Below are 14355 nucleotides of genomic sequence, written 5' to 3'. Positions count from 1 at the left end.
GTTCTTAAAAAGCAGCAATAGCGGAAAACAATGAATATTCATGAATATCAGGCGAAAAGCCTGCTTGCAAAATATGGCGTGACCGTGCCCAAGGGCGGCGTTGCCTATACCTCCGAAGAAGCGAAGACAGTCGCGCAGGAACTGGGCGGCCCGGTTTGGGTCGTAAAGGCCCAGATCCATGCCGGCGGCCGCGGGAAAGGCGGCGGTGTCAAGGTCGTGAAATCCACCGAGGAAGTCTCCGCGGCGGCCAAGGCGATGATCGGGATGCAACTGGTCACCCATCAGACCGGGCCGGAAGGCAAGGAAGTCAAGCGCGTTTACATCGAAGACGGCTGCGATATCGCCCGCGAGCTTTATCTCGGAGCCATCATCGACCGCGCCAAGGATTGCGTGACCTTCATGGCCTCCACGGAAGGCGGCATGGAAATCGAGGAAGTGGCCGCGAAAACGCCTGAGAAAATCCTGATGGTCAGCATTGATCCGGCGACGGGCATCATGCCTTTCCACGCGCGCAAGATTGCCTTCGGTCTCGGGCTGGAGGGTAAGCAGGTTGGCGCCGCCGTCAAATTCATCATGGCGCTCTATCGGGCGATTGTCGATACAGATGCAAGCCTTGTCGAAATCAATCCGCTCGTCGTCACCGGCAGCGGCAATGTCATCGCGCTGGACGCGAAGATGAATTTCGATGATAACGCGCTGTTCCGCCACAAGGATATCGCCGAGCTTCGCGATCCGGATGAAGAGGATCCGGCCGAACTGGAAGCCGCGCAATATGACCTCAACTATATCAAACTGGACGGCAACATCGGCTGCATGGTCAACGGGGCGGGCCTCGCCATGGCGACGATGGATATCATTCAGCTCAATGGCGGTACGCCGGCCAACTTCCTCGACGTTGGCGGTGGCGCGACGAAGGAAAAAGTTACCGAAGCCTTCAAGATCATTCTGAAGGACGAGAATGTCGAAGGTATCCTCGTCAATATATTCGGCGGCATCATGCGCTGTGACGTGATCGCGGAAGGTGTCGTCGCGGCGGCAAGAGAAGTCGCGCTCAGCGTTCCGCTGGTTGTGCGGCTTGAAGGAACGAACGTGGATTTGGGCAAGAAAATTCTTGCGGAGTCGGGTCTGCCCATTCTCTCGGCTGACGATCTGGGCGACGCCGCGGAGAAAATTGTAAAAGCAGTGAAGGAGGCAGCGTAATGGCCGTTCTCGTCAATAAGAACACAAAGGTCATCTGTCAGGGCTTCACGGGCTCACAGGGGACATTCCATTCCGAGCAGGCAATCGCTTACGGCACCAAAATGGTCGGTGGCGTAACGCCGGGCAAGGGCGGTGAAAAACATCTCGATCTGCCGATTTTCAATACCGTCGGCGAAGCCCGGGAATCGACAGGGGCAAATGCGAGTGTCATTTACGTGCCGCCGCCCTTTGCTGCCGATGCCATCCTGGAGGCGATTGATGCTGAAATTGAACTGATCGTTTGTATTACCGAAGGCATTCCTGTCCTAGATATGGTGAAAGTCAAGCGGGCGCTGAAAGACAGTGGATCGCGTCTGATCGGCCCGAACTGCCCGGGTATTATCACCCCCGATGAATGCAAGATCGGTATCATGCCGGGCCATATTCACCGGCGCGGCAACGTCGGCATTGTCTCCCGCTCGGGCACGCTCACCTATGAGGCTGTGGCGCAGACGACGGCAGCGGGGCTTGGGCAGAGTACCTGTATCGGTATCGGTGGCGATCCGGTCAACGGCACCAACTTTATCGATTGCCTGGACCTGTTCCTCGGCGATGATGAAACGGAATCGATTATCATGATTGGTGAAATCGGAGGCTCGGCCGAAGAAGAGGCGGCGGAGTTCCTGAAAGCCTCCAAGATCAAGAAGCCGGTGGTCGGATTTATCGCCGGTGTCACGGCCCCTCCGGGTCGGCGGATGGGTCATGCCGGCGCAATTATTTCGGGCGGCAAAGGCGGCGCCGAAGACAAGATGGACGCGATGCGGAGCGCCGGAATTACGGTATCCGACAGCCCGTCTGCTTTGGGATCGACACTGGTAAGGGTTTTGAAAGGTTGACGCGCTAGTGTTAACCATTAGTTTTATAGTGACTCTTATAGGGGGCGGGAGCGATCCCGCCCATTACACAGAATGGCTCAGCAATTGGAAAACTCCTCTTTCCTCTTTGGATCAAATGCCGGATTCATTGAGCAGCTTTACGCGCGCTATTTAGATGATCCGTCTTCTGTCGACGTAAGTTGGCAACAGTATTTTCAGTCGCTCGGCGATGACGTCGAGACTGTCGTTGCAGAAACCCGCGGTGCTCCCTGGACCCCGTCAAACGGACTGGAACCCGAGGACGAGTATGAAATTCTCGGCGATGCGGCCAACCGCGCAACGGAACGGGCCGAAAAGTCGGGTGCATCGCAGGAAGATGTCCGGGCAGCGGCGATCGATACCATTCGGGCGCTTATGCTTATCCGCTCCTATCGCGTGCGGGGGCATCTCAAGGCCAATCTCGATCCGCTTGGTCTCGAAATTCCGAAGGAACATCCCGAACTTAACCCGACCACTTATGGCTTCAAGGAAAGCGACTGGGATCGTCAGATTTTTCTCGACAATGTGCTGGGTCTAGAGACCGGCAGCATCCGCGAAATTCTTGCCATCGTAAAACGCACTTACTGCTCGACCATCGGCGTCGAGTTCATGCATATTCAGGAACCGGATCAGAAAGCCTGGATCCAGGAGCGCATTGAAGGGCGGCACAAGGAAGTTTCCTTCACCAAGGAAGGCAAGATCGCGATTTTGCGCAAACTGATCGAAACCGAAGGGTTTGAGCATTTCCTGAACGTCAAATATACCGGCACCAAGCGTTTCGGGCTGGATGGCGGGGAATCGCTGATCCCGGCAATGGAAGGGATCATCAAGCGGGGTGGTCAGCTCGGTGTTCAGGAAATTGTTCTCGGCATGCCGCATCGCGGCCGTCTTAACGTGCTCACCAATGTGATGGCGAAGCCTTTCCGGGCCGTCTTTTCGGAATTCCAGGGCAATCCCGCGAACCCCGAAGATGTCGAGGGGTCGGGGGATGTGAAGTATCATCTCGGTACGTCATCGGACCGGGAATTTGACGGCAACAAGGTTCATTTGTCGTTGACAGCCAATCCGTCGCATCTCGAGGCCGTCAATCCGGTCGTGCTCGGCAAGGCGCGGGCGAAACAGGCGCAGATCGGCCCCGATGTCGGCGGCAAGGTTATGCCGCTCTTGATGCATGGCGACGCAGCCTTCGCCGGTCAGGGGATTGTCGCCGAATGTTTCGGCCTGTCCGAACTGAAGGGCTATCGCACGTCAGGCACGATCCATTTTGTCGTCAACAACCAAATCGGCTTCACGACGAGCCCGAAATATTCCCGCTCTAGCCCCTATCCCTCCGATGTCGGGAAAATGGTCCAGGCGCCGATTTTCCACGTGAACGGCGATGACCCCGAGGCGGTCTGCCATGTAGCCAAGATCGCCACGGAATTCCGCCAGCTTTTCCAGATCGATGTTGTCATCGATATGTTCTGCTACCGCCGTCATGGCCATAATGAAGGCGACGAACCGGCCTTCACGCAGCCGCTGATGTACCGTACCATCGCGCAGCATCCGACGACCATGCAGATCTATGCAAAGAAACTCATCGCCGAAGGTGTGGTGACGGAGCAGGAAGTCGAAGGCTGGATTGCCGAATTCAAGGAGTATCTTGAAAAGCAGTATGAAACCGCCAACAGCTTCAAGCCCAACAAGGCGGACTGGTTCGAAGGCCGCTGGCAGGGGTTTGAGCGCGCCGATGAAGGCCCGCGGCGCGGTACGACGGCCGTCGACATCGACAAACTGAAAGAAATTGGCGCGAAGCTCACGGAAATTCCCGAAGGGCACAATGTGCACCGGACCCTTCAGCGGGTCCTGAAAGCCAAGAAGAAGATGATCGATTCCGGAAAGGATATCGACTGGGCAACGGCGGAGGCGCTGGCCTTCGGATCGCTTCTCATGGAAAAAGTCCCTGTCCGGCTTTCCGGCCAGGATTGCGGCCGCGGTACCTTCTCACAGCGGCATTCCGTGATCGTCGATCAGGTGACAGAGGACCGTTATATTCCGCTGAACAACCTCGGGGAAGAGCAAGCGCATTTCGAAGTGATCGACAGCCTCCTCTCCGAAGCGGCAGTCCTCGGGTATGAATATGGCTATACGCTTGCGGAACCGAATGCGCTTGTCCTTTGGGAAGCGCAGTTCGGCGACTTCGCGAACGGCGCGCAGGTCATCATCGACCAGTTTATTTCAAGCGGAGAAGCAAAATGGCTCCGCATGAGCGGCCTGGTCATGCTCCTCCCGCACGGTTATGAAGGCCAGGGGCCGGAGCATTCTTCCGCCCGGTTGGAGCGGTATCTGCAGCAATCCGCAGAGGATAACTGGCAGGTTGTCAATTGCACGACGCCGGCGAATTATTTCCACGCCCTGAGACGGCAAATACATCGCAAGTTCCGTAAACCCCTCGTCGTGATGACGCCGAAATCCCTTCTGCGTCACAAGTTGGCGGTCTCAACCCTTGAGGATATGGGGCCGGGCTCCGCGTTTCACCGCGTCCTTTACGATAATGAAAAGCTTTGCGATGACAAGGATGTCAAACGCATCGTGCTGTGTTCGGGCAAGGTTTACTATGACCTTTACTCCCGTCGCGAGGAGCTTGGCGATAAGCATACCTACTTCCTGCGGCTGGAACAGTTGTATCCCTTCCCGTATCAGGCGCTGGAACAGGAACTGGAAAATTTCCGTCATGTCGATGAGGTTGTCTGGTGCCAGGAAGAGCCGAAGAACATGGGCGCCTGGACGTTCGTCGAACCTCACCTTGAACAGGTTTTCGCTAATCTGAAAATGAAGAAGGTCAAACGGGCGCGCTACGCCGGTCGCAAAGAAGCTGCGGCGACGGCGACGGGCCTTCTTAAGAAGCATAATCTGGAACAAAATGCTCTGGTGAATGACGCCCTCGGCGTCAAATCTGAATAGGAAAGTCAAATGACGGTTGAAATTCGTGTTCCCGTGCTTGGGGAATCAGTTACCGAGGCTACGGTAGGTCAGTGGTTCAAGAAAGTTGGCGACACTGTTACCAAGGATGAGCCACTTGTTGAACTGGAAACGGATAAAGTTACGCTTGAGGTCAACGCGGCGGAATCCGGTCGGCTCGATGAGATTCTGGCCGCCGAAGGAGAAGACGTGGAGGTTGGAGCGCTGCTCGGTCATCTGACGGCGGGGGCGGCCGGCGCCACCTCGGCGGCAAAGACGGAAGCGCCAAAAGAGAAGGCGGAAGATAAACCGGCCGCCGCACCGGCACCGGCGGCAAAAGCAGAGCCGGCGCAAACACCTGCCCCTGCCGCCAAAGCGACATCGGTCGAAGTGATGCCGGCGGCGCAGAAACTGATCGACGAGAATAACCTTGACGCCGGAAAGATTCGCGGCACGGGCAAGGATGGCCGGATCACCAAGGGCGACGTCCTCGAAGCGCTTGAAAATGGCGGCGCATCTCCGGCTCCGGCGGCCCCCGCCGCGACGCCCGCTCCGGCCCCGGCTCCCTCCGGACCGCGTCCTGAAGAGGCCCGCGAAGAGAGGGTGAAGATGACCCGCCTTCGCAAGAGTATCGCAGCCAGGTTGAAAGACGCGCAGAACACGGCGGCGATGCTCACCACCTACAACGAGGTGGATATGTCGGCGATGCTGGACCTGCGCGCGGAATATAAAGACCTGTTCCTCAAGAAGCATGGCGTCAAGCTTGGCTTCATGTCCTTCTTCACGAAGGCCTGCATTGCGGCCCTCAAGGAAACTCCCGCGGTGAATGCGGAAATTGATGGCGACGATCTGGTCTACAAGAATTACTACAACATGGGGATTGCGGTCGGCACGGACTCCGGTCTCGTCGTGCCGGTGCTGCGCGATGCGGACAGGCTTAGCTTCGCCGAAGTGGAAAAAGGCATTGCCGAGCTTGGAAAAAAGGCGCGCGACGGCAAGTTGAGCATGGCGGATCTGCAAGGCGGCACCTTTACCATTACCAATGGCGGTGTCTATGGGTCCCTGATGTCCTCCCCGATCCTGAACCCGCCGCAGGCCGGCGTTCTTGGTATGCACAAAATTCAGGAACGGCCGATGGTAATCAAGGGCGAGATCAAGATCCGCCCGATGATGTATCTGGCGCTGACCTACGATCACCGGATTATTGATGGCAAGGAAGCCGTGACGTTCCTGGTCCGTGTAAAAGACGCCCTGGAGGATCCGCAAAGGCTTTTGCTGGACCTCTGATCCTTCCAATTCGAAAACGAGGCAAATTATGAGCGAGGAAATTTTCGATCTCGTCGTGGTGGGCGGAGGCCCGGGCGGCTATACCGCCGCTATTCGCGCGGCGCAACTCGGCATGAAAACGGCTTGCGTTGAAAAGCGCGGCGCATTGGGGGGTGTCTGCCTGAATGTCGGCTGTATTCCTTCAAAGGCGCTGCTGCAATCGTCCGAACTCTTTGAAGAAGCGCAGCATAGCTTCGAAGACCGGGGTATTTCGGTCGGCTCTCTCAAGCTTGACCTTAAAAAGATGATGGACCAGAAGGAATCGACGGTGACCGGGCTGACGCAGGGCATCGAGTTTCTGTTTAAAAAGAACAAAGTCACCTATGTTAAAGGGACGGCGAGCCTGCAAGGCGGCGGCCGGATTGACGTGACAGGCGACAATGTGCAGACCCTTAAGGCGAAGAACATTCTGATCGCGACAGGATCCGAGGTAACGCCCCTTCCCAATGTAGAGATTGACGAAAAGCAGATCGTCTCCTCCACCGGCGCACTCGAACTGCCGAAGGTGCCCAAGAAAATGATCGTCATTGGCGCGGGCGTGATTGGACTGGAACTTGGTACCGTCTGGCGCCGGCTTGGCGCGGAGGTCACCGTCGTCGAGTTTATGGACCGCATTCTGCCCGGCACGGATAACGAGATTGCCAAAACCACGCAACGGATTCTGAAAAAGCAGGGCATTAATTTTATGCTCGGCAAGAAGGTAACCGGCGCGAAAAAGACTAAAACCGCCGTCACCCTGACGATGGAGCCCGCGAAGGGGGGAGATGAGGAAACCCTCAAGGCCGACGTGGTTCTAGTCGCGATCGGCCGCCGTCCCTACACGGATGGTCTCGGGCTTGATGATCTCGGCGTCGAGAAAGATAAGGCGGGACGCATCATTGTCGATGGTAACTTCAAGTCCAGCGTCGAGGGAATCTATGCCATCGGTGATGTCATCGAAGGGCCGATGCTGGCCCACAAGGCGGAGGACGAAGGCGTCGTCTGCGTTGAAAAACTTGCCGGACAGAAGCCGCATATCGATTACAATCTCATTCCCGGCGTGATTTACACCTGGCCGGAGGTCGCGACCGTCGGCAAGACGGAAGAACAGCTGAAAGAAGCGGGCGTTGACTATAATGTCGGTAAGGTTCCCTTCATGGCGAACAGCCGGGCGCGTGCGAACGGTTTTACCGACGGTTTCGTGAAAATTCTCGCGGATAAAAAGACGGACAAAGTGCTGGGTGTTCACATCATCGGGCCGGATGCCGGTACAGTGATCCATGAATGCGTGCTGGCCATGGAATTCGGCGCCTCGTCAGAGGATATCGCGCGCACCTGCCATGCGCATCCCACCCTGAATGAGGCGGTGAAGGAAGCCGCCCTCGCCGTGGCCGGGCGCACAATAAACAGTTGACGTTTTTTGCAATCGGTTACCAAAATGAGGGGCTGGAATTTTCAGCCCCTCTTTTTTTAACGGCCATATCCCCAAGGAGACGTCATGAAGCTCTGTTACAGCGCCCTGTCACCCTTCGTCCGCAAAGTGCGGGTTACGGCGATCGAGCATGATCTGATGGGCAAGATCGAGATTGTTGATTCCGACCATAGCGACATGTTCAAGGGTATCAATCCGGCAAATCCTCTTGGCAAGGTCCCAAGCCTCACCCTGGCAAACGGGGAGACCCTGTTTGATTCCTATGTCATCTGCGAATATCTCGACAGTATCGGTAGCGGCCCGTCCCTTTTCCCGGAAAAAGGACCGGAACGCTGGAAAGTCCTGACCCTTCATGCGATGGCGAACGGAATGACCGATGCGGCGTATCAGCGGCGAATGGACAGCTTGATGCCCGAGGGGGAAGGCTCGCCGAGCTGGAGTAATCGCCTGAAACTGGCCATGGAAAGCTCGCTCGATGAGATGGAAAAACAGGCGGAAGGATATGGCGATACCGTAAATATCGGAACGATCGCCGTCGGCTGCGCGCTCGGATATCATGATTTTCGCTTCAGCCACGAACAATGGCGCAATGGCCGTCCGAAACTTGCGGCCTGGTACGAGCGCTTTGCCGCGCGCCCATCAATGGCACAAACCGTCCCGGCATAGAAAATGGGCATCGCCCTGTCAGGAGCCCGGCTGACGCTGGCAATTTGCATCGCCGAAATTCTGGCGATGTCCTCCTTTGCGACTTTTCCGGCTTTAACTCCGTTCTTTTTTGATCACTGGGAACTTACCGGTGCGGATGCGGGCTGGATCAATGGCGCCTTCTTCTTCGGGTTCACGCTTGTGGGGCCGCTTTCAACGTCGCTGACGGATAGAATAGATGCTCGAAGGGTGTTTCTCACCGGATGCATCATGGCCCTGGTCGGGGCTTATGGATTTGCCTTTCTTGCATATGATTTTTCATCGGCGTTACCCTGGCGGTTTATATCCGGCGCGGGGCTTGGCTGTACCTATATGCCGGGCCTGAAATTACTGACCGACCGTCTGCCGCCAGGAGATCAGTCGCGATCGATTGCTTTTTACACGGCAAGTTTTTCAACCGGTTCGGCAATTTCCTTCCTTCTCGTCGGGCAGGTGGATCTGTGGCTGGGGTGGGAGGCTGCGCTTATCTCCGTGATCGCCGGTCCGCCCGTCGCCATCGCCATCATCCTTTTCTATACATCGCCGAAACCACCCGGGCTGCCGCGGCCCTGGGCGCAGATATTCAATTATGCGCCGGTCGTCACCAACCGCTTCACCATGGGCTATATACTGGCCTATATCTGCCACACTTGGGAACTGGTGGCGATGCGCTCCTTCATGCTTGCCTTTCTCGCCTATTCCCATGCGCTGACAGATGCGCCGCGCTGGATGGATGTGTCGGTTATTACCGCCGCCGCCGTTTTTTTGGGGCTGCCCTCCAGCGTCCTTGGCAACGAGCTTTCCCTCAAGATCGGGCGACAGCGCTCGATCACGCTGGTCATGATTTGCTGTCTCGCATTTTCCTTCACGATCGGCTTCACGGCATCGATGCCGTTCCTGTTTGTTGTCGTGATGGCGTCCCTGTACGGCGTGATGATCACGGCGGATTCGTCCTCCATAACAGCAGGCGCCGTTGGCAGTGCGCCTGCCGATCTGCAGGGCGCCACCATGGCGGTTCACAGCTTCCTTGGCTTTGGCGGCGGCATGATCGGGCCGGTTGTCGCCGGAATTGTTCTGGACAGGGCTGGCGGGCCGGAATCGACCCTGGGCTGGGGATTGATGTTCATATCCATGGGGGCGGTGACGTTGCTGGGGCCCTTTGCCCTTCGCCTGACCAAGAAGGAATAAGTCTCAGGATTTTGGATGGGCCTTGTCATATACGGCGAGCAGTTTTTCCGTATCGAGATCCGTATAGCGTTGCGTAGAGGAGAGAGAGGCATGTCCCAGCAACTCCTGTATTGACCGGAGGTCACTGCCGCCGGCAAGCAAATGGCTGGCGAAGCTATGGCGAAGCGCATGCGGCGTCGCGGTTTCCGGCAGGCCAAATTTCCGACGGAGCATCTCCATTTTCAGCTGTATCGCGCGCGGGCTCAATCTCTTGCCCCGTCTTCCGATAAACAGGGGATCGGAGCCCTTAAACGTAAACGGGCATTCCTTCAAATAAAGATCGATTGCCTGGCGGACGGCCGGAAGCACGGGAACCATTCTTTCCTTGTTGCCTTTGCCGATCAGGGTCATTGCATCGGATCGCGGCCGGGTCTCATAGTTGAGGGCAAGAGCCTCGCCAATGCGAAGACCGCACCCATAGAGCAGCGTCAGGACGGCGAGATCGCGGTGATGGACCCAGTTCGGCTCCCATTTCCCTCTCGGTCCGTCAAGCAGTTTTTTTGTATCTTCGGCGGCAAGGGGGCGGGGCAGCCTCGTTCCGGCCTTCGGTGTTTTCAACGTTTTGAGATAGGGGTTGTGAAGATATCCTTCCCGTTCCAGGCGTTTGAAAAAACTGCGGATTGACGATAAAACCCGTCTCAGGGAGGTCGCGGTCAGCCCTTCCTGCCGGCGATAGGCGAGATAGGCGCGAAAATCCGCTGCCCGCAAATCCTCCAGATCGGAAAGCTCGGGTTCGCCGCCAATATGTCCGGTCAGGAATGCGAGGAAATCCCGCATGTCCCGCTCATAGGCTTCGACGGTATGCGGGCTTGATTTTTTGACATGAACCAGCCAGTCGATCCAATCTTCAAACGCATGGGTGAAGGACGGACGGGTGGCCATGGCTAAGCCGGTTTCTGCTCCAGCCACATCTGCAGGCAGGATTGCATGACGATGCCGAGGAACCGAAGCAGGTCGGTCGCCTGATCCTCATGAAAATGGGCTTCCTGCCGGCTGCCGAAGGCAACCATCGCCTGGGCATGCAGGGACGGCACATCCAGCCTTATGAGCGCATCGGAATGTACCAGGTCCTTCGCGGGGCCGAATATAGCCTTCGATTTTGGTGCGACGGGCCGTAACAGGATCGCATGCCCGCGCCAGGGTGCCCGATCGATGCTGCCTTCTTTCAGGCGTTGCAATCCGGTCATATCGGGAAGGGGGATCGGGCCATCCTCAACGCAGAGGGTGATGACGTCGATTTCCAGAAGTTCCGGCAAGTCCTGCGTCAGGATATGCACGAAATGGGCAAGGCTTGTCGCGCCGAGCACCGCCTGGATCGAGGCATGAACCATATCCTGCGTATGCATGTTGGTGCGCGCAGCTTCGACAAAATCGTCTTGAAGCGCCGTCAGCTGGGTGACCTCCTTTTGTAGACGGTTGACCAGATAGGATTGCATATCGATGACACCGTCGCCGGAAACCCGCTCCGGCGGAATAATTGTCGTCAGAAGATCGGCATTTCTGGTGAGAAAATCGGGGTGATCAATCAGCCAGTTCCGGACGTCCTCCTCGGTCAGGCCAGGTTTCGCCTCGCGGCCGGTACTCGCTTTCTTGTCAGAAATTTCTGTCACGTAAGCTACTCACTCTTTATTACGATCACCCAAGGATATTCTGGCCTGTTTTCTCCCAATCCGCAAGGAACGCGGCGAGCCCCTTGTCGGTGAGCGGATGCGACACCAGTTGCTTCAGAACGGCGGGCGGGATGGTACAGACATCCGCGCCCATCAGGGCCGCGTCGACGATATGGGTCGGATTGCGGATCGAAGCGACAAGCACTTCCGTCGTGATGGCCGGATAATTGTCATAGATCTGCACGATGTCACCGATAAGATCCATGCCCGTCTGGCCGATATCGTCGAGACGACCGACGAAGGGCGAGACGAAGGTGGCGCCGGCCTTGGCCGCCAGGATGGCCTGGGCCGCGGAAAAGCACAGGGTGACATTCACCTGCGTTCCCGCCCGGCTGAGCTCTGCACACGTCTTGAGGCCCGCCATGGTAAGCGGTACCTTGACGGCGATATTCTCCGCCAGACCGGCGAGTTTTTTCCCCTCTTCCAGCATCGCCTTATATTCTGTTGCGGCGACTTCCGCACTTACCGGACCATCGATAAGACCGCAGATTTCCTTTAAAACCTCAAAGAAATCCCGGCCGGTTTTGGCGACAAGCGACGGGTTCGTCGTCACACCGTCAAGTAAACCTGTATCCGCAAGTTCGCGGATTTCTTCAGTATCCGCCGTATCGACAAAAAATTTCATGGGTGGCTATTAAATCCTGATGCTAATGACTGGTTCGAAATGTCAGAATAGTCTATCGCATAGATATGAGCAGCACAATTAAACATCGCCGGGTCCGCGTTCTCCTGCCCCTCGCCGCGGGAGATATGTATGATTATCGCGCGCCCGATTCATTGGACGTGGAAATCGGTCATTTCGTGACGGTGCCGCTCGGCAAACGGGAGGTCACCGGCGTCGTCTGGGAGGAAGCTGCCGACTCCGATCTTGCGGAAGACCGGATGAAGGACGTTCTTTCCCTGCTTCCCTGCGCCAAGCTTCCCTCTGACAGCATCAAATTTATCGACTGGGTCGCGCAATATACAATGCAGAGGCGGGGACGTGTCCTTCGCATGGCGATGAGCGTGCCGGACGCGCTCTATCCGAAAACGCCGCGTGTGGGATACCGCTACACGGGCGCTCTGCCCGAAAAAATGACGGCGGCAAGAAAACGCGTCCTTGACCTGATAGAAGAAGGCGGCGTTCAAACGGCTGCCGATCTTGCGGCGATTGCCGGCGTGAGCACTTCCGTCGTCAAGGGGTTGGCCGATAAGGGTGCCCTTGAAGCGGTTGATCTGCCGGCGGAAAAGCCGATCGACAGACCGGACTGGCAATATGCCAGATTCGATTTGTCGGATGATCAGCAAGTGGCGGCCAAGTCGCTTGCCTCTGATGTCGCGCGCCAAAGTTTTAGTGTGTCTTTGCTGGATGGCGTAACGGGATCGGGAAAGACAGAGGTTTATTTCGAAGCCATTGCCGCCTGCCTGAAGGAAGGACGTCAGGCGCTGGTGCTGCTTCCCGAAATTGCGCTGACCGCGCAGTGGCTTTCCCGGTTTGAGGCGCGATTTGGCGTACGACCTGTTGAATGGCATTCGGATCTCGGGCAGGCGGAACGGCGGCGAAACTGGCGGGCGGTAATCGAAGGGCGCGCCGATATCGTCGTCGGCGCGCGATCGGCGCTGTTTCTGCCCTTCGACAATCTTGGCCTGATCGTCGTCGATGAGGAACATGAAACGTCCTTCAAGCAGGACGAGGGGGTTCCCTACAATGCGCGGGACATGGCGGTGGTGAGAGGAAAAATCGGCGATTTCCCCGTTGTCCTCGCCTCGGCGACGCCGTCGCTGGAAAGCCTGATGAACGCCAAGGCGGGAAAATACAAGCATCTCAAGCTGCCGTCGCGATATGGCGGCGCGCTTCTTCCGAATGTCGACATCATTGATCTGCGACAGCATAGACCCGGATCGCAGCGCTGGATATCCGACCCTCTCCGCCTCGCGATCGAGGCGACACTGGCCGAGGGGCAGCAGGTCATGCTGTTTCTCAACCGGCGCGGATATGCCCCCCTTACATTGTGCGATTCTTGCGGACACCGGCTGCAATGCCCTAACTGCAGCGCCTGGCTGGTGGAGCATCGCCTGGCGAACCGCCTGCAGTGCCATCACTGCGGATATACGGCCGTCTCGCCTAAAAGCTGCGTTGAATGTGGCGCTGAAGATAGTTTTAAAGCCTGTGGACCGGGCATCGAGCGGTTGTCCGAAGAAGCCGAGATGCTTTTTCCGGGCCGCCGGATCGCGATGATGGCGAGTGATACGGTCGCCAGCCCGCGCGCGGCCGCGGAATTTGTCGCGGCGATGGAACGCGGAGAGATCGACATTCTGATCGGCACGCAGATCGTCGCCAAGGGATATCATTTCCCGAACCTGACGCTGGTCGGGATTATCGATGCGGATCTGGGCCTTGCCGGCGGCGATTTGCGGGCGGCCGAGCGAACCTATCAGCTATTGTCCCAGGTGACAGGCCGGGCGGGGCGCGAATCCAGTCCCGGTAAAGTCTTTCTTCAGTCCTACTTGCCGGAGCATCCGGTTATCGAAGCCATCGTGCGTCAGCAAAGCGATGATTTTTTCGCGTTGGAGGCGGCGGGACGGGAATCAGCCGGAATGCCGCCCTTCGGCCGGCTCGCCGCCCTTGTCCTGTCCAGTCCGAAAGCCGAATCGGTCGCCCGTTTTGCCAGGGACCTCGCCCGCTGCGCGCCGATGGGCAGGAAAATAACGGTTCTGGGCCCGGCACCTGCGCCGCTTTCGATGATCCGCGGACGGCATCGATATCGGTTTTTGGTGAAATGTGAGAAAGACGTCAATATTCAATCCGTTGTCGCGAAATGGCTTAAGGGCCGAAAAGTGCCCGCTGATATCAGGCTTCAGATTGATATCGACCCCTATAATTTCATGTAAAAATTGGATTTTCCGACCCTGTCACGGATAATTTGGAGTTTTTGGTGCATAAACTACCGCGCAGCATATTGCCACCCGGAATTCACTGTGCTAATAACCCCGTGCCTCGACGATGAGGGCCCTTAATTGTGCC

General features: G+C 57.1%; 11 protein-coding genes. 8 read left to right on the top strand and 3 right to left on the bottom strand.

Going from position 1 to position 14355, the window contains the following annotated elements; all coding sequences use genetic code 11:
• Positions 1 to 30: 30 nt before the first annotated feature.
• The 7 genes from sucC to GQF03_RS15285 all read left to right on the top strand — a co-directional run bounded on the left by sucC (position 31) and on the right by GQF03_RS15285 (position 9642).
• The gene (gene sucC, locus GQF03_RS15315) at positions 31 to 1200 is read left to right on the top strand and encodes an ADP-forming succinate--CoA ligase subunit beta (protein ID WP_161340149.1); all 1170 of its coding nucleotides are present in this window, start codon (positions 31 to 33) and stop codon (positions 1198 to 1200) included.
• Entirely contained in the window at positions 1200 to 2075 is an 876-nt protein-coding gene (gene sucD, locus GQF03_RS15310; protein ID WP_161340148.1) for a succinate--CoA ligase subunit alpha, read from the top strand. Before sucC ends, sucD begins: the two co-directional genes overlap by 1 nt.
• Before the next feature lie 72 nt (positions 2076 to 2147).
• Complete coding sequence (locus GQF03_RS15305) at positions 2148 to 5036, top strand: 2-oxoglutarate dehydrogenase E1 component (RefSeq protein WP_161340147.1); 2889 nt, start codon at positions 2148 to 2150, stop codon at positions 5034 to 5036.
• 9 nt (positions 5037 to 5045) lie between these two features.
• Positions 5046 to 6320 carry a 2-oxoglutarate dehydrogenase complex dihydrolipoyllysine-residue succinyltransferase gene (gene odhB, locus GQF03_RS15300; RefSeq protein ID WP_161340146.1) on the top strand — a complete coding sequence of 425 codons (1275 nt, stop codon included), beginning with the start codon at positions 5046 to 5048 and terminating at the stop codon, positions 6318 to 6320.
• Between the two features lie 28 nt (positions 6321 to 6348).
• Positions 6349 to 7752: a dihydrolipoyl dehydrogenase gene (lpdA, locus tag GQF03_RS15295; protein ID WP_161340145.1), complete on the top strand. Its 1404-nt coding sequence runs from the start codon at positions 6349 to 6351 to the stop codon at positions 7750 to 7752.
• Between the two features lie 84 nt (positions 7753 to 7836).
• Positions 7837 to 8436: a glutathione S-transferase family protein gene (locus GQF03_RS15290; protein WP_161340144.1), complete on the top strand. Its 600-nt coding sequence runs from the start codon at positions 7837 to 7839 to the stop codon at positions 8434 to 8436.
• 3 nt (positions 8437 to 8439) lie between these two features.
• The gene (locus GQF03_RS15285) at positions 8440 to 9642 is read left to right on the top strand and encodes an MFS transporter (RefSeq protein ID WP_161340143.1); all 1203 of its coding nucleotides are present in this window, start codon (positions 8440 to 8442) and stop codon (positions 9640 to 9642) included.
• Positions 9643 to 9645: 3 nt separating this feature from the next.
• Here the strand turns inward: GQF03_RS15285 and GQF03_RS15280 are convergent, their stop codons facing one another.
• Genes GQF03_RS15280 through fsa form a run of 3 tightly spaced genes read right to left on the bottom strand, consistent with a single transcriptional unit; the run spans position 9646 to position 11976 of the window.
• Positions 9646 to 10563 (bottom strand): tyrosine recombinase XerC, encoded by a 918-nt coding sequence (locus tag GQF03_RS15280; RefSeq protein WP_161340142.1) that lies wholly within the window; start codon positions 10561 to 10563, stop codon positions 9646 to 9648.
• Positions 10564 to 10565: 2 nt separating this feature from the next.
• Positions 10566 to 11291, bottom strand: a complete 726-nt coding sequence (locus tag GQF03_RS15275; RefSeq protein WP_161340141.1) for a DUF484 family protein — start codon at positions 11289 to 11291, stop codon at positions 10566 to 10568.
• A gap of 25 nt (positions 11292 to 11316) precedes the next feature.
• Complete coding sequence (fsa, locus tag GQF03_RS15270; protein ID WP_161340140.1) at positions 11317 to 11976, bottom strand: fructose-6-phosphate aldolase; 660 nt, start codon at positions 11974 to 11976, stop codon at positions 11317 to 11319.
• Between the two features lie 65 nt (positions 11977 to 12041).
• Here fsa and GQF03_RS15265 point away from each other — a divergent pair, with 65 nt between their 5' ends.
• Positions 12042 to 14222, top strand: coding sequence for a primosomal protein N' (locus GQF03_RS15265; protein WP_161340139.1), 2181 nt, complete (start codon positions 12042 to 12044; stop codon positions 14220 to 14222).
• The last annotated feature ends 133 nt before the right edge of the window (positions 14223 to 14355 follow it).

Source organism: Sneathiella chungangensis (genome assembly GCF_009882935.1).
GTDB lineage: Bacteria > Pseudomonadota > Alphaproteobacteria > Sneathiellales > Sneathiellaceae > Sneathiella > Sneathiella chungangensis.
The sequence above is the reverse complement of the archived record's forward strand: the minus strand, read 5'-3'. Positions and strand labels throughout refer to the sequence as shown.